The organism is Pseudomonas sp. BSw22131 (genome assembly GCF_026810445.1).
GTDB lineage: Bacteria > Pseudomonadota > Gammaproteobacteria > Pseudomonadales > Pseudomonadaceae > Aquipseudomonas > Aquipseudomonas huanghezhanensis.
The window spans coordinates 1971325-1987223 of sequence record NZ_CP113949.1; the positions used below are offsets into that span (position 1 = coordinate 1971325).

A 15899-nucleotide genomic window follows, 5' to 3' on the forward strand; every position below is an offset into this window, starting at 1 on the left:
CCATGGCGCAAAGTAGAGCGGCCCGCCTGGCGCCGGTCGTGGACATGGCCGAGAGTACCGAGCGTGCGGCCGCCCAGCGGCTGGGGCATTTTCAGGGGCAGGTTCGGCTGGCGGAAACCAAGCTGGGTGAGTTGGAGAACTTCCGCCTCGATTACCAGCAGCAATGGATCGACAAAGGCGCGCACGGTGTTTCCGGCCAGTGGCTGATGAATTACCAGAGCTTCCTCAATCAACTGGAAACAGCGGTCAGCCAACAGCGGCAAAGTCTGGCCTGGCACCAGCAGAATCTTGCGAAAGCGCGTGACGTCTGGCAAAAGGCCTACGCTCGTGTCGAAGGTTTGCGCAAGCTGGTGCAACGCTACATCGACGAGGCCCGAGCGCTGGAAGACAAGCGGGAACAAAAGCTGCTGGATGAATTGTCCCAGCGGTTGCCCAGGCATGAACAATTTTGAGGGGTGCAGCGAACACCCCCATGGCCCATCGCGGGCAAGCCCCTTACTGCACAGGCTTCAACAGGATTTATGTGCCCACTGCCTTCAACGTCAGCGCTTATTTGCAGCACTTTCAAACCCCTGCTACACCTTTAAGCCTCTGACGCTGATTCATGAAAAAGGATTCGCTTTATGTCAGTAACTTCCGAGCTCTCCGAAGACAAGCAGCAATTGACCATCAACATTCGGGGGCGCTTCGATTTTTCTGCGCACCAGGATTTTCGTAACGCCTACCAAAACTTTGAGCAAGAAAAAGGTCGCTATGTCGTCGATTTAAATGGCACCACCTACCTGGACAGCTCGGCGTTGGGCATGTTGTTGCTGCTGCGTGACCATGCAGGTGGCGAGCGCGCCAATGTGCGCCTGATCAACGCCAGCGACGATGTGCTGAAGACCCTGCACATTTCAAACTTCACCAAACTGTTCCTCATGGGTTGATCGGTGAGTCTTGCGCCAGAGCGGTTGAGTATTCTCATTGCCGATGACAACGCAAGCGACCGCTTGCTTTTATCGGCCATCATCGGCCGTCAGGGGCACGCGGTGCTCAGTGCCAGCAATGGCGCCGAAGCCGTCGCGCTGTTTGAGGAAAATCGTCCGCAACTGGTGTTGATGGACGCGCTGATGCCGGTCATGGACGGTTTCGAGGCCGCACGCCGGATCAAGCAGATGGCCGGTGAAGCGCTGGTGCCGATCATCTTCCTGACCTCGCTGACCGAAGGCGAGGCATTGGCGCGTTGCCTGGACGCGGGCGGCGACGACTTTATCGCCAAGCCTTACAACCAGGTGATCCTGGCCGCCAAGATCAATGCCATGAACCGCTTGCGGCTGTTGCAGGAAACCGTGCTGCGTCAGCGCGACCTGATTGCCCGTCACCACGACTACCTGCTCAACGAACAGCGTGTGGCCAAGGCGGTATTCGATCAGGTCGCGCATTCCGGCTGTCTCAGTGCGCCGAACGTTCGTTATCTGCAATCGCCATATGCGCTGTTCAACGGGGACCTGCTGCTTGCCGCGTGGACGCCGACAGGCAACATGCATGTGCTGCTGGGGGATTTCACCGGCCATGGTCTGCCGGCTGCGGTGGGCGCGATGCCGCTGGCCGAAGTGTTCTATGGCATGACCGCCAAGGGCTATGGACTGCCGGAAACCCTTCGCGAAATGAACGCCAAGCTCAAGCGCATCCTGCCGGTGGACATGTTCTGCTGCGCTGCGCTGTTGTGCGTGAATTTCAATCAACAGCTCGTGGAAGTGTGGAACGGCGGTTTGCCGGATGGCTATTTGCTGCACGCAGACGGGCGCGTACACACGCCGTTGGTGTCCCGCCACTTACCGCTGGGCGTGCTGAGCGCCGACAGTTTTGATGACAACACGCAGGTCCACCCCTTCGCCCATGGCGACCGGATTTTTCTGCTTTCGGACGGTGTGGTCGAGAGCAGCGATAACGAAGGAGAGCTTTTTGGCGTGGATCGCCTGCAACAGGTGTTCGTCGCTAATCGTCAGCCAGAGCGGCTGATCGAGGAAGTCCAGTGGGCGGTCACACGTTTTCGGGCCAAGGCGCGCGACGATGTGAGCATGGTCGAAGTGGCGTTCATCGAACCTCAGATGCTTGGCCCCCAGGCTGTGATCTACTCGGACAGCGGGGCCTCCAGTCCGCTTGACTGGTCCGCCAGCTTCGAATTTCGCGCCGCGACTCTCAAACGCTTCAATCCATTGCCTTATCTTTCACAGTTGTTGCAGGAGGTGCACGGCCTGCGCATGCAGAGCAGCGCGTTGTACATCGTGCTGTCGGAGCTTTATAGCAATGCGCTGGAGCACGGCGTGTTGGGGCTGGATTCTTCCCTTAAGTGCGACGCCAAGGGTTTTGCGCAGTATTACCAGCAGCGCTGCGAACGGCTCGATGATTTGCAGTCAGGCTTCATCCGCATCCATCTGCAAGTGTTGCAGGAAGGCAAGGGTGGTCGCCTGATCATTCGCGTGGAAGACAGCGGCAACGGTTTTGATCCCGATCATGTGCTCTCACGCCCGCCAGCGGTCAACGAGCTGTCAGGGCGTGGATTGTCTCTGGTGCAGCGATTGAGCGAGCAATGCAGGTGGTCGTCGGATGGTCGTACTGCGTCTGTGGAGTTTGCGTGGGAGGGTCTGGCATAATCCGCCGATTCTTGATCAAGGAGTGAACAAGTGCCGCTTACTCATCTGGACGACAATGTCCTCATTACCTTGCGCGACGTTATGGGCGACGAATACACGGCACTGGTCGAGGTGTTCCTCAAGGACTCGGACGAGCGTATCCAGGCGCTGCATCAGTTGCTTGGCATCGGTGAGCATTCAATGGGTGCTCAACCGGCCGATCCTGACACGACTGCGCTTGGCCTGATGGCCCACAGCTTCAAGGGCAGCAGCAGTAACATGGGCGCCGTGCAATTGGCGGACTTGTGCCTTCAGCTCGAAGTGCTTGCCCGCTCCACCATCCCCGCCAGCCGTTCGGCGCTGGTTGAACTGACTCAACGCGTCGAACGTGAATACCAGATCGTGCGCCGTCTGTTCGACCTTGAGCGGCAGTTGCTGACTGTGCGGGACTGATCCGCTGCTCGATCGCTTGCGGCTTCGATTTAATCTTTCACTGTGGCCCGCCAATTGCAGGTCTCTGCGTAATAGTGTTTTTTGCGGAGATCATCATGGCCCTTGCCACCAACCCATTACTTCAAGCTCTGACGGCGGCCAAAGCCCAGAAAGCCAGTGCCAGCCAATCGGCAAAGGCCCCCGACCCCGTCAAGAACAACGCTTCCAGCTTCTCGGACGTCTACGCCAAGCAGGCCAGTGTCAAGCCTGCCAGCGTGGATAACCCTGCGCCAAAGCCTGCCGCCGCCAAATCTTCGGCAGCGGACAGCAAGCATGCCGCCAGCGATACGTCTGCCGCCGATAACAAAACCGTTGCCGATAACGGCAATGCATTGCCTGACAAGACAGTTGCCGGTGTTGCAGACAAAGCCAGCGGCAACGACACCGCCGACACGCGCGACAATGCCGATGACGTAACCGATCAGGTGTTGGCCGATGGTTCGGTGACGGTTCCGGTGCCAGACCCGACAACACTGGTTGTGGCGCAGGAGCCGGTTGTTGCGCCTGTGACCGATCCCGCCGCTCAAACACCTGTGGTTGATCCCGCCTTGCTGGCCAGCGCCATGCCGCAGACAGTGCCCGCGCCGGTTGTGGATGCGAGCACCACCACCAACGACGACCCCGGATTTGATCCCGATGCCGATCCGCTGGAGGGGCTGACTGCGGTTCAGGTCGCACTGGAGAACAAGGCTCAACAGAGCGCCCAGACCAGCAAAGCGACCGCCGACGCCAGCAAACCTGGCAAGAGCGATAACGCCAACACCGATCCGGTGCAGGCGCTGGCCGGCAATCTGGCGGCGCTGGGTGACAAGCCCGTCGATAAGAACGCCACAGAAAGCGGCGACGACAAAGGGTTCAGCAGCCTGATCGCCGATGGCCTCAAAGATCTGAAAGGCGCTTCCGGCGATACCCGTGTGGACAACTTCGCCGATCGCCTGGCCGCGTTGTCCCAGGCCGCTCAGGTCAAGACCACCGCATCGCCGACTGCACCGCTGCTCAATCAGCCACTGGCGATGAACCAGAGCGGCTGGACCGAAGGCGTGGTCAATCGCGTGATGTACCTGTCCAGCATGAACCTCAAGCAGGCTGATATTCAGCTGGAGCCCGCTGAGCTCGGCCGCCTGGACATCCGCGTCAATATGGCGGCGGACCAGCAGACGCAGATCACCTTCATGAGCGCCCACGTCGGCGTGCGTGATGCACTGGAAAGTCAGATGTCGCGCCTGCGGGACTCGTTCGCCCAGCAGGGTATGGGTCAGGTGGATGTCAACGTCTCGGATCAGTCACGAGGCTGGCAGCAACAGGCGCAACAGCAGCAATCCGATGATGCTCAGCGCGGCACGGGCAGCAGCGGCACAGGCCGAGCCGGTGGTGTTGATGGCATAGCCGATGGCTCGCCCACCGATCCCGCCGCAATCGCCGCAGCCCAACCGCTCACAGTGGTCGGGTCGAGCGCTGTGGATTATTACGCCTGACCATCGCCGATCTGGATCGTTGTAGGCGCTGACGAGCCCGTGCGAGGCTGCGATGAGGTACATCTGACACACCGCAATCGCAGCCTCGCATAGGCTCGTCAGCTCCTAGAGGTCGTGCGTTCCGTCAGCTCGCCGTTTCTGTCGCAGGCGCAGGAGCGCGCTTGCCCGCGAAGAGGCTGGTTAATTCCACACCCACCAGTGCTCGCCGTATCGCAATCGCGGGCGAGCGCGTTCCTTCAGGCGGCGGGTTGCGTCAGGACAATTGGCTCCTGACCCAATTCGCCGCTTTTACTTACCGCTTATAGCTTGCCGCTTGTAGCTGCTTTTCCACTTGCCGCTTCAAGCTTAAAGCGTGCAGCTGCTTTTATGGCACAACCCTTGCTCTCCCTCTGTCACGCATCAGCGAACCCCTGAATAGTGACGGATTATTGGCATGGCGAAGAGTGACGACGCAGCAGTTGTAGACCCCGCGAAAAAAGGCAAGCTCAAGCTGATAATCATCGTGGTCGTGGCCTTGCTGCTGGCGATTGGTGTGTCTGTGGGCGCCACCTGGTTCATCATGCACAAAGCCCAGAACAAGCCGGACGAAGCGGCCGTGGCCGCCGCCGCTGCCAACACCAAAAAAGAAGCGATTTTCGAGCCGCTCACGCCGGCTTTCGTTGTCAACTACAACGTTAACGGCCGTCAGCGCTACATGCAGGTCAGCATTACCATGCTGGCGCGCGACCACGCCGACCTTGAGGCGCTCAAGGTGCACATGCCGGTCATCCGCAATAATCTGGTGATGATGTTCTCGGGCCAACCCTTCGATACCATTGCCACGCCCGTGGGCATGGAAATGCTGCGTCAGAAGGCCACCGCGAGTGTCCAGGAAGTGGCGCAAAAAGAACTCGGCAAGACCGTGATCGATCAGCTGCTTTTCACTAACTTCGTATTGCAGTAGGACCACGACATGGCCGTGCAAGACCTGCTGTCCCAGGATGAAATCGACGCGCTGCTGCATGGCGTGGACGATGGTATGGTGCAGACCGAAAGCATCGTCGAACCTGGCAGCGTCAAAAGTTACGACCTGACCAGTCAGGACAGAATCGTCCGTGGGCGCATGCCGACCCTGGAGATGATCAACGAGCGTTTTGCCCGCTACACCCGTATCAGCATGTTTAACCTGCTGCGCCGCTCTGCGGACGTGGCAGTGGGCGGCGTGCAGGTCATGAAGTTCGGCGAGTACGTGCATTCGTTGTACGTGCCCACCAGCCTCAACCTGGTCAAGATCAAACCGCTGCGCGGTACCGCGTTGTTCATCCTCGACGCCAAGCTGGTGTTCAAGCTGGTGGACAACTTCTTTGGTGGCGATGGCCGTCACGCGAAGATCGAGGGCCGGGAATTCACCCCGACCGAACTGCGTGTGGTGCGCATCGTGCTGGATCAGGCGTTCATCGACCTCAAGGAGGCGTGGCAGGCGATCATGGAGGTCAACTTTGAGTACATCAACTCAGAAGTGAACCCGTCCATGGCCAACATCGTCGGCCCGAGCGAAGCGATTGTGGTGTCAACCTTTCACATCGAACTCGATGGCGGCGGCGGTGACCTGCACGTGACCATGCCGTACTCGATGATCGAGCCGGTGCGCGAAATGCTCGATGCCGGTTTCCAGTCCGATATCGACGATCAGGACGAACGCTGGGTCAATGCGCTCAAGCAGGATGTGCTCGACGTATCCGTCCCGCTCAACGCCACCGTTGCCCGTCGTCAGCTCAAACTGCGCGATATCCTGCACATGCAGCCCGGTGACGTGATCCCCGTGGATCTGCCGGAAGACATCGTCATGCGCGCCAACGGCGTGCCGGCGTTCAAGGTCAAGCTCGGTTCGCACAAGGGCAATCTGGCCCTGCAAGTGATTGAACCGATAGAACGACGCTGAGGTTTCGACCCAGCATCAGAAGACAGTGTGTCAATGAATCAATGTTTGCCGAGGGCTCCATGGCTGATGATAAAGAAATGACTTCCGCAGAAGACCAGGCCCTGGCCGATGAGTGGGCTGCTGCGTTGGGTGAATCCGGTGATGGCGGTCAGGATGACATCGACGCGCTGCTGGCCGCCGATGCCGCTCAGTCGTCTTCCAGCCGTTTGCCGATGGAAGAGTTTGGCGGCTTGCCCAAGAACAATAGCCCGGTGACGCTCGATGGCCCCAATCTGGACGTGATCCTGGACATCCCGGTGTCGATCTCGATGGAGGTGGGCAGCACCGACATCAACATTCGTAACCTGCTGCAACTCAACCAGGGCTCGGTGATCGAGCTGGATCGGCTGGCCGGCGAGCCGCTGGACGTGCTGGTCAATGGCACTCTGATCGCGCACGGGGAAGTGGTAGTGGTCAACGAGAAGTTCGGCATTCGCCTGACAGACGTGATCAGCCCCAGCGAACGCATCAAGAAGCTGCGCTGAATGAGTCGCTTCAAGAGCGTGCTCTGGGCGGTGCCGGTTTTGTTGCTGTCGATAGGCGTGATGGCGGCCGAACCGGCTGCGTCTGCGGCGCCGTCTACGGCCGCCGCGCCAGCTCCGGCGGTGTCTACGCTGCCTTCGGCGTCAGGTGCCATGAGCAGCGGCATTGGCGGTCAGTTGTTGCAACTGCTGCTGGGCCTGGGGCTGGTGGTCGGTCTGATATTCGTGCTGGCCTGGCTGATGCGAAGGGTTCAGCGCTCAGGGCCTGCGGGCAATCAGGTTATCGAGCTGCTGGGCTCACGGGCACTGGGCCCGCGTGACCGGCTGGTGCTGGTGCAGGTTGGCAACGAGCAGATTTTGCTGGGTGTCACGCCCGGCCGCATCACCCCGCTGCACGTGATGAACGAGCCGGTTCATGTGCCGCAAACACAGTCCACGACTCCCGAATTTGCACGTCGCCTGATGGAGGCGCTTGGCAACAAAGGTGGCAGTGACAAGGGTGCGACTCACAAAGGTTCGGGCACGCAGTCGTGATTAACCGGGTTCAGAAGGATAAGAACTGATGCGCATTGTTTTGACGCTGCTGCTGGTGTTGGCAGCGCCGCTGGCCTTCGGCGCCGACCCGCTTTCGATCCCTGCGATCTCGCTGGGAACCGGCGCCAACGGCCAACAGGAATATTCGGTCAGCCTGCAAATCTTGCTGATCATGACGGCGCTGAGTTTTATTCCAGCGTTCGTCATGCTGATGACCAGCTTCACCCGGATCATCATTGTCTTCTCGATTTTGCGTCAGGCCCTGGGCCTGCAACAGACGCCGTCCAACCAGATCCTCACCGGCATGGCGCTGTTTTTGACAATGTTCATCATGGCCCCGGTGTTCGACCGTGTGAATCAGGACGCCTTGCAGCCTTATCTGGCGGAAAAGCTCACCGCCCAGGACGCCGTTGCCAAGGCCGAAGTGCCAATCAAGGATTTCATGCTGGCGCAGACCCGTTCCAGTGACCTGGAGTTGTTCATGCGCCTGTCCAAGCGCACGGACATTGCCACTCCGGATCAGGCGCCACTGACGATTCTGGTTCCAGCGTTTGTCACATCCGAACTTAAAACCGCTTTCCAGATCGGCTTCATGATCTTCATTCCGTTTCTGATCATCGACCTGGTGGTTGCCAGTGTGTTGATGGCGATGGGGATGATGATGCTGTCGCCGCTGATCATTTCGCTGCCGTTCAAGATCATGCTGTTCGTGCTGGTGGATGGCTGGGCGCTGATTATCGGTACGCTGGCCGGCAGTTTCGGCGGCGTATGAACCTGTTTGACGAGGAGGGCGCTGCATGACGCCAGAAGTAGCGGTTGACCTGTTCCGGGACGCGTTGTGGCTGACCACCACCATGGTGGCGATTCTGGTGGTGCCGAGCCTGATCGTCGGCCTGCTGGTTTCGATGTTTCAGGCCGCGACGCAGATCAACGAACAGACCTTGAGCTTTCTGCCACGGCTGTTGGTGATGCTGATTACCTTGATCATCGTCGGCCCGTGGCTGGTGCGTACGTTCATGGAATACATCACCAACCTGTACACCAGCATTCCGCAAGTGATTGGCTGACCCGCGATGGAGCCTGTGCTGGCGCTGACCGACATACAGATCAGCACGTGGGTGGCGACGTTCATGCTGCCGATGTTTCGCATCGCCGCGCTGTTGATGACCATGCCGATCATCGGCACCAAGCTGGTCCCGACGCGGGTGCGTCTGTATCTGGCGCTGGCGATGACCGTGGTGGTCGCGCCTTCTTTGCCGCCGATGCCCCAGGTGCATGCCCTGGACCTCAGTGCGTTGTTGTTGATCGCTCAGCAAATCATCATCGGCGCAGCGCTGGGCCTGTCATTGCAGTTGTTTTTCCAGGCATTCGTGATTGCCGGTCAAGTCGTCGGCATCCAGATGGGCATGGGCTTCGCGTCGATGGTCGATCCGGTCAACGGCGTGTCGGTGGCGGTGATCGGGCAATTCTTCACCATGCTCGTGACGTTGCTGTTCCTGGCGATGAACGGGCATCTGGTGGTCTTCGAAACCCTCATTGAAAGCTTCACCACGCTGCCGGTCGGCGAAGGGCTGGTGGTCGCCAACATCTGGCAGTTATTGTTGCGGTTTGGATGGGTCATGGGCGCTGCGCTGGTGCTGGTGTTACCGGCGATCACTGCGCTGCTGGTGGTCAACATTGCGATGGGCGTCATGACCCGGGCGGCGCCGCAACTGAATATTTTCTCGATCGGTTTTCCACTGACACTGGTGCTGGGGATGGGGATTTTGTGGATCACCCTCGGCGACATTCTCACTCAGTACCAACCGCTGGCGGTCGACGCTTTGCAGTTGCTACGCGACATGGTCAGGGCGCGCTGATATGGCCGAAAACGAGAACGGTCAGGACAAAACAGAAGACCCCACGGACAAACGAAAGAAGGATTCCAGAGAGAAGGGCGAGATCGCCCGGTCGAAGGAACTCAACACCGTGGTGGTGATGATCGTCGGGGCTGCCGGTTTGTTGGCGTTCGGCGGCTCCATGGCCGAAATGATGATGCAGTTGATGCGCGACAATTTCACCATCTCCCGCGAGGCGATCATGGATGAGCGCTCCATGGGGTTGATGGTCATGGCGTCGGGCAAAGCGGCGCTGCTGTCGATTCAGCCTCTGTTGGTGTCGCTCATGATCGCTTCGTTCATCGCTCCCATTTCTCTGGGGGGGTGGCTCTTTGCGGCGGGCTCGCTGGCGCCCAAGTTCAGCCGCATGAACCCAGCAGCCGGGCTTAAGCGGATGGTCTCCCCCAAATCGCTGATCGAGCTGGTCAAGTCGTTCGCCAAATTCCTGATTGTTTTGGTTGTCGCGATGGTGGTGTTGGCCAAGGACAAGAACGACTTGGTCGCCATTGCCCACGAGCCTATTGAAATGGCGATCATCCACAGCTTACAACTGGTGGGGTGGAGCACGTTATGGATGTCCTTCGGGCTGGTCATCATCGCGGTGGTCGATGTGCCGGTGCAGTTGTGGGAAGCGCACAAGAAACTGCTGATGACCAAGCAGGAAGTGCGCGACGAACACAAGGACAGCGAAGGGAGGCCTGAGGTCAAGCAGCGGATTCGTCAGTTGCAGCGGGACATGTCGCAGCGGCGGATGATGTCGGCCATTCCCGAGGCTGATGTGATCATCACCAACCCGACCCACTACGCCGTGGCGCTCAAGTACGATGCGGACAAGGGTGGGGCGCCGGTGCTGCTGGCCAAGGGCAGTGATTTCATCGCGTTGAAAATCCGCGAGATCGGCGCCCAGCATGGGGTTCTGCTGCTGGAGTCGCCGGCCCTGGCGCGCTCGATTTACTACAGCACCGAGTTAGACCAGGAAATCCCGGCTGGTTTGTATCTGGCCGTGGCGCAAGTGCTGGCCTACGTCTATCAGATCCGTCAGTACCACTCCGGCCGCGGCAAACGGCCCAATCCGCTGGGCGATGATTTACCGATTCCGCCGGATTTGAAGCGTGATTCCTGAGGATAGGCATGGGTATCCGGGGTTTTGTAGGGCTGGATTCAGGCACTCCTAGCCGCAGTCGGAAGTAATATAGCAGTATCATGGCGGCTGCTATGATCAGCGATGAATGCCAGTGAAGTTTGATAAAAAATTGTAATGCTGGCGGCACTTTTTGTATTTTCCAGGGTTCGATTACTTCCTGTTTTGTATACATGCCGGGCATCATGATCATGAGTATCACTCATATTTCCCGCATTCTTCTTCCGAGATAACTGTCGCCGTAGTAGTTCTGGTGTTTTTGGGTAAGCACGATATCGCTCAAGTGATCTTCGATGATCTCAAGATACATTCGAAAAAAATGTAAGAGCCGACACTGTGAATGCTCATTGCTACGAGCAAAATGAGAAACATCCATCCTGTTGCAACATATGACAACAGGGCCTCCATTCATATAGCACTTCACCCAGCTTTCCTCCCCCCGCTTCGTCAAGCATACCCCCTCCGTAGGCTGCCGCTGCACCGCCAACAATCCCGCATCCAATAGCCCCCACACCAAGGGTCGGAATGCCGAAGACCACCACGCAGGCTGTCATGGCGGCAGTTGCGCCTATTCCTCCAGCCCATAATCCTGCTCCTACCCCGCCGACAAGCTTCGCGCCTTCTACGTATTTCGCTTTTGTGCACACTACCTGGCGGCCCGTCGAACAGGCCTCTCTTATCTCCAACGCCGTCGCCATCATGTTCAATGCAATCCCGATTCCGGTGCCATGCTTAAGCAACTTCGAAGCCTTGGCGATATTACCGATTCTCTGCGCGTAGTTTTGAAGCTCTCATGTATGCAGATAATGCTTGGTCGATAACCCCAGCATCTTTTTGATAGAGCCGCGGTTACGTAAACCAGTGCCCCAACGGGCGATACCTTTGAGTTGCGTATCGAGCGTCGCAAACAGCAATCTTCGCTGGTTAATAAACTGTTGTCGTGCAATGGGCGTCCCGCGCTTGAGCATTAATTGCTAAAGCTGTTCGATGTTTTCAAGTGTGTTCTGTACGCCGGCAAGATGTTTGCTCCAGACACCGGTCGCTGAGCCAATACCCAGCGATCCATAGTTAAGGATGTTTTGCAGCAAGTCATAGTTTTCGAGGACTCGGCCATCACTTCCGGCCTGATTCTGCAAAAGTTGGTGGTGAACGATGTTTCCCAACCCAGCCAGTTCAGATTCTTCGGCAGTCACCTTCAACGTTGATTCGTCTCCCACGACGATGAACTCCCCAGGCATGACCATGGCGCTGCGAAAATGCCTGTTTAGCAGTTCGAATTTTGCGCCGCCGCCTACCCGTACCTTGAGCGTTGCATAGCGCTGCATTCGGTCATTGATGCGTACGTAAGGTTTGATACCGGATGCCATCTTCCTGCCCTTGAAGTAAGCGAGGCGGGAGGATAAGGAAAGGGGCACGGCTTACGATGAGTAGGGGCACGGTTTCAGTAAATTCAGAACAATCCCACTTTGAGCTCGCCGTATTCCTACGCAGCCCATCGCGGCCTCGCGCTGCTCGTGCGCTCCTACAGGGTTTAGCGGCGTTCGCGGGGAGGTTGCGGTGTTCGCGGGATTTTGATTCTGCCCGGAGGAGCAGTTTGCTTTGCCTGCATCTTGCGAATGAATTCGCATCTACAGATTTCGAAGTCCCGCCGATGAGGAATGCGGCCAAGACCCCGCATTGTGCAGTAATCCCCATTTCTTGATGCTAGCACTCTGATATTTTTTTACGACGCCAAGAGTTGGACCCCTTTTTGCAATATCTCCGTTAAGTCGCCTCAAGGCGTCAAAAGTTTGGTTTAGCGCGCAGGTACAAAATCGGTGGATCGCTCTCAATTACTCAGCAGTGCCCGCAGCAACCTGTCCGGTCTAGGCCGTGGGCAGTTGGGTGTGCCATTGCTGCTGTTGGTCATGCTGGCAATGATGATGTTGCCCATGCCGCCGTTCCTGCTGGACGTGTTCTTCACGTTCAACATCGCCCTGTCCATCGTCGTCCTGCTGGTCTGCGTGTACGCACTGCGGCCCCTGGACTTCTCGGTATTCCCGACCATCCTGCTGGTCGCCACGCTGCTGCGCCTGGCACTCAACGTCGCGTCTACACGTGTCGTCATGCTCCACGGTCAAGACGGCCACGCCGCTGCCGGTAAGGTGATCCAGGCCTTCGGTGAGGTGGTGATTGGCGGTAACTACGTGGTGGGTATCGTGGTGTTTGCGATCCTGATGATCATCAACTTCGTGGTAGTGACCAAAGGTGCCGGCCGTATCTCCGAGGTGAGCGCGCGTTTCACCCTCGATGCGATGCCTGGCAAACAGATGGCGATCGACGCCGACCTCAACGCGGGTCTGATCGATCAGCCACAGGCCAAGGCCCGTCGTCTGGAAGTCGCCCAGGAAGCCGAGTTCTACGGTTCCATGGACGGTGCCAGCAAGTTCGTGCGCGGTGACGCCATCGCCGGTTTGCTGATTTTGTTCATTAACCTCATCGGCGGTGTGCTCGTCGGTATCTTCCAGCACAACATGACCTTCGCCGACGCCGGCAAGGTTTACGCACTGCTGACCATCGGTGACGGTTTGGTGGCGCAACTGCCATCACTGTTGCTGTCCACCGCCGCTGCGATCATGGTGACCCGTGCTTCCGGTTCGGAAGAAATGGGCAAGCTGATCAATCGCCAGATGTTCAGCACGCCCAAGGCGCTGGCTGTTTCGGCGGGCATCATGATCGTCATGGGTCTGGTGCCGGGCATGCCGCACTTCTCGTTCATCAGCCTTGGGCTGGTGGCGGCCGGTGCCGCGTATCTGCTGTGGAAGAAACAGGATCAGGTCAAAGTCATGGCCCTGCAGGAGGTCAAGCGTCAACAGGACCTGCTGCCATCGCCAACCCGTTCTCAGGAATCCAAAGAGCTGGGCTGGGACGACGTCACACCCATCGACATGATCGGCCTGGAAGTGGGCTATCGCCTGATCCCGCTGGTGGACCGCAATCAGGGTGGTCAGCTGCTGGCGCGGATCAAGGGTGTGCGCAAGAAGCTCTCCCAGGAGTTGGGCTTCCTGATGCCCACCGTTCACATCCGCGACAACCTGGATCTGGCGCCCAGCGCCTACCGCTTGACACTGATGGGCGTGACCCTGGCCGAAGCCGAGATTTACCCGGACCGCGAACTGGCGATCAACCCCGGTCAGGTGTTCGGCAGCCTCAACGGTATCAACGCCAAAGACCCGGCGTTTGGCCTGGAAGCGGTCTGGATCGAAATCAGCCAGCGTGCCCAGGCGCAATCGCTCGGCTACACCGTGGTCGATGCCAGCACTGTGGTGGCGACCCACTTGAACCAGATTCTCTACAAGCACTCTCATGAGCTGATCGGCCACGAAGAAGTGCAGCAATTGATGCAGTTGCTGGCCAAGGGCTCGCCCAAGCTGGCTGAGGAACTGGTCCCCGGTATTCTTTCGTTGTCTGCGCTGCTCAAAGTGTTGCAGGCGTTGCTCGCCGAACAAGTGCCGGTGCGCGACATTCGCAGCATCGCGGAAGCCATCGCCAACAACGCTGCGCGGAGTCAAGATACCGCCGCGTTGGTGGCCGCAGTGCGGGTCGGATTGTCCCGCGCAATCGTCCAAAGCATTGTGGGCATTGAGCCGGAGCTGCCTGTTATCACGCTTGAGCCAAGGTTGGAACAGATATTGCTCAATAGTCTTCAGAAGGCAGGTCAGGGTCAGGAAGAAGGCGTTCTGCTCGAACCGAGCATGGCTGAAAAGCTGCAACGCTCGTTGATCGAAGCAGCACAGCGTCAGGAGATGCAAGGGCAACCCGTGATCTTGCTGGTTGCAGGTCCGGTTCGCGCCATGTTGTCCCGCTTTGGACGCCTGGCAGTACCGAACATGCATGTGTTGGCGTATCAGGAAATTCCTGACAACAAGCAAGTCACCATCGTAGCGACTGTCGGGCCGAACGGCTGAGGTAGTGAGTCATGCAAGTTAAGCGTTTTTTCGCCGCCGATATGCGACAAGCCATGAAACTGGTTCGTGATGAATTGGGCGCCGAGGCGGCCATCATCGGTAACCGGCGGATTGCAGGTGGCGTGGAACTGACTGCCGCGCTGGATTACAAGCTGTCGGCCCTGGCGCCGCGCGTGCCGAACATCGAACTTGAAGACGAACTGCGTAAGACACAGTCGCGCATCGTGTCGGCTCAAGCTGAGCTGGGCGGCGGTGGCGAAGTGGACGCTTCGGTTAATCGCCAACTGTTCGCCGGCTTGCCGCTGAGCGCTGACGACAAACACATCGAGCCTACGCTGGACGAGCCGTTCCGCCCTTCGGTACACGCGGCCATCGCCGCTGAGCGTGCAGAGCGCGCTGCCGTGAGCGAGCCTGCGGTCGGTCAGCGCGCCTATGAATCGATGCGTTCTGAATTGAATGGCCTGCGCGAGTTGCTGGAAGTACAGCTGGGCTCACTGGCATGGAATCAGCTGCAAGGCAGTCGCCCGTCGCAGGCCAATCTGTGGCGTCGCCTGCAACGCGTCGGTCTGTCCGGCCCGTTGTCTCGCGACCTGCTGGCGATGGTGCCCAACACCGACGATCAGCAGCACGCCTGGCGCATGCTTCTGGCGCATCTGGCCCGTATGATCGCGACCCCCGAGATAGAGCCTCTGGAAGAGGGCGGTGTGATTGCCATGGTCGGTCCTGCCGGCATGGGCAAGACCACCACGCTGGCCAAGCTCGCGGCCCGCTACGTACTCAAATACGGCTCGCAGAACATCGCGCTGGTGAGCATGGACAGTTTTCGTATCGGCGCCCAGGAGCAACTCAAGACTCTGGGACGCATCTTGAATGTTCCGGTAACCCACGTCGATCCGGGCCAGTCACTGGCTCAGGCGCTGGAGCCGCTGCTGCGCAAACGCGTGGTGCTGATCGACACCGCAGGCCTGCAAGCCAGCGATCCAGCACTGCGCATGCAGCTCGAAAGCCTTGCAGGGCGTGGCATCAAGTCGCGCAATTATCTGGTACTCGCCACCACCAGCCAGAAGCAGGTGCTGACGGCGGCGTATCACAGTTACAAGCGTTGCGGCCTGTCCGGGTGCATCCTGACCAAGCTCGACGAAACCGCCAGCCTCGGAGAGGTGTTGAGCCTGGCGATCAGTCACGAGTTGCCTGTGGCCTATCTCACCGATGGTCCACGGATACCGGATGATCTGCATTTGCCGCGCCGGCACCAGTTGGTGAGTCGAGCGGTCAGCGTGCAGATGCAGGAGGAGCCGAGCGAGGAAGCAATGGCTGATATGTTTGCGGATCTTTATCACAACCCAGGCAAGCGTGTGGGTTAGGTGAAGAAT

16 protein-coding genes are annotated in these 15899 nt (G+C 58.6%); 15 read left to right on the top strand and 1 reads right to left on the bottom strand.

Going from position 1 to position 15899, the window contains the following annotated elements:
* The first annotated feature begins 2 nt into the window (after positions 1 to 2).
* The 13 genes from fliJ to flhB all read left to right on the top strand — a co-directional run bounded on the left by fliJ (position 3) and on the right by flhB (position 10561).
* Complete coding sequence (fliJ, locus tag OYW20_RS08785; protein WP_268800302.1) at positions 3 to 452, top strand: flagellar export protein FliJ; 450 nt, start codon at positions 3 to 5, stop codon at positions 450 to 452.
* 171 nt (positions 453 to 623) lie between these two features.
* The gene (locus OYW20_RS08790; protein ID WP_268800303.1) at positions 624 to 929 is read left to right on the top strand and encodes an STAS domain-containing protein; all 306 of its coding nucleotides are present in this window, start codon (positions 624 to 626) and stop codon (positions 927 to 929) included.
* 3 nt (positions 930 to 932) lie between these two features.
* On the top strand, positions 933 to 2639 hold the full coding sequence (locus tag OYW20_RS08795; RefSeq protein WP_268800304.1) for an ATP-binding SpoIIE family protein phosphatase: 1707 nt from the start codon (positions 933 to 935) through the stop codon (positions 2637 to 2639).
* A gap of 81 nt (positions 2640 to 2720) precedes the next feature.
* Positions 2721 to 3071 (top strand): Hpt domain-containing protein, encoded by a 351-nt coding sequence (locus tag OYW20_RS08800; protein ID WP_328284821.1) that lies wholly within the window; start codon positions 2721 to 2723, stop codon positions 3069 to 3071.
* Between the two features lie 95 nt (positions 3072 to 3166).
* Positions 3167 to 4585 (top strand): flagellar hook-length control protein FliK, encoded by a 1419-nt coding sequence (locus OYW20_RS08805; RefSeq protein ID WP_268800306.1) that lies wholly within the window; start codon positions 3167 to 3169, stop codon positions 4583 to 4585.
* 433 nt (positions 4586 to 5018) lie between these two features.
* Positions 5019 to 5528 (top strand): flagellar basal body-associated protein FliL, encoded by a 510-nt coding sequence (fliL, locus tag OYW20_RS08810; protein WP_268800307.1) that lies wholly within the window; start codon positions 5019 to 5021, stop codon positions 5526 to 5528.
* Between the two features lie 9 nt (positions 5529 to 5537).
* Positions 5538 to 6506 (top strand): flagellar motor switch protein FliM, encoded by a 969-nt coding sequence (gene fliM / locus OYW20_RS08815; protein WP_268800308.1) that lies wholly within the window; start codon positions 5538 to 5540, stop codon positions 6504 to 6506.
* Positions 6507 to 6565: 59 nt separating this feature from the next.
* The gene (gene fliN / locus OYW20_RS08820) at positions 6566 to 7030 is read left to right on the top strand and encodes a flagellar motor switch protein FliN (protein WP_268800309.1); all 465 of its coding nucleotides are present in this window, start codon (positions 6566 to 6568) and stop codon (positions 7028 to 7030) included.
* Positions 7031 to 7561: a flagellar biosynthetic protein FliO gene (fliO, locus tag OYW20_RS08825; protein WP_268800310.1), complete on the top strand. Its 531-nt coding sequence runs from the start codon at positions 7031 to 7033 to the stop codon at positions 7559 to 7561. It abuts the gene before it with no gap.
* Between the two features lie 28 nt (positions 7562 to 7589).
* The gene (gene fliP, locus OYW20_RS08830; protein ID WP_268800311.1) at positions 7590 to 8333 is read left to right on the top strand and encodes a flagellar type III secretion system pore protein FliP; all 744 of its coding nucleotides are present in this window, start codon (positions 7590 to 7592) and stop codon (positions 8331 to 8333) included.
* A 25-nt stretch (positions 8334 to 8358) separates the two neighbouring features.
* A complete protein-coding gene (fliQ, locus tag OYW20_RS08835; protein WP_268800312.1) occupies positions 8359 to 8628 on the top strand; it encodes a flagellar biosynthesis protein FliQ in 270 nt (89 codons plus the stop codon).
* Positions 8629 to 8634: 6 nt separating this feature from the next.
* Positions 8635 to 9420, top strand: a complete 786-nt coding sequence (gene fliR, locus OYW20_RS08840) for a flagellar biosynthetic protein FliR (RefSeq protein ID WP_268800313.1) — start codon at positions 8635 to 8637, stop codon at positions 9418 to 9420.
* A 1-nt stretch (position 9421) separates the two neighbouring features.
* Positions 9422 to 10561 (top strand): flagellar biosynthesis protein FlhB, encoded by a 1140-nt coding sequence (gene flhB / locus OYW20_RS08845; protein ID WP_268800314.1) that lies wholly within the window; start codon positions 9422 to 9424, stop codon positions 10559 to 10561.
* A gap of 992 nt (positions 10562 to 11553) precedes the next feature.
* Here flhB and OYW20_RS08850 read toward each other — a convergent pair.
* A complete protein-coding gene (locus OYW20_RS08850; protein WP_268800315.1) occupies positions 11554 to 11946 on the bottom strand; it encodes a hypothetical protein in 393 nt (130 codons plus the stop codon).
* A 450-nt stretch (positions 11947 to 12396) separates the two neighbouring features.
* On the opposite strand from OYW20_RS08850, the gene flhA reads away from it, so the two are divergent.
* Positions 12397 to 14526, top strand: coding sequence for a flagellar biosynthesis protein FlhA (gene flhA, locus OYW20_RS08855; protein WP_268800316.1), 2130 nt, complete (start codon positions 12397 to 12399; stop codon positions 14524 to 14526).
* Positions 14527 to 14537: 11 nt separating this feature from the next.
* Positions 14538 to 15890, top strand: coding sequence for a flagellar biosynthesis protein FlhF (flhF, locus tag OYW20_RS08860; protein ID WP_268800317.1), 1353 nt, complete (start codon positions 14538 to 14540; stop codon positions 15888 to 15890).
* Positions 15891 to 15899 lie beyond the last annotated feature (9 nt).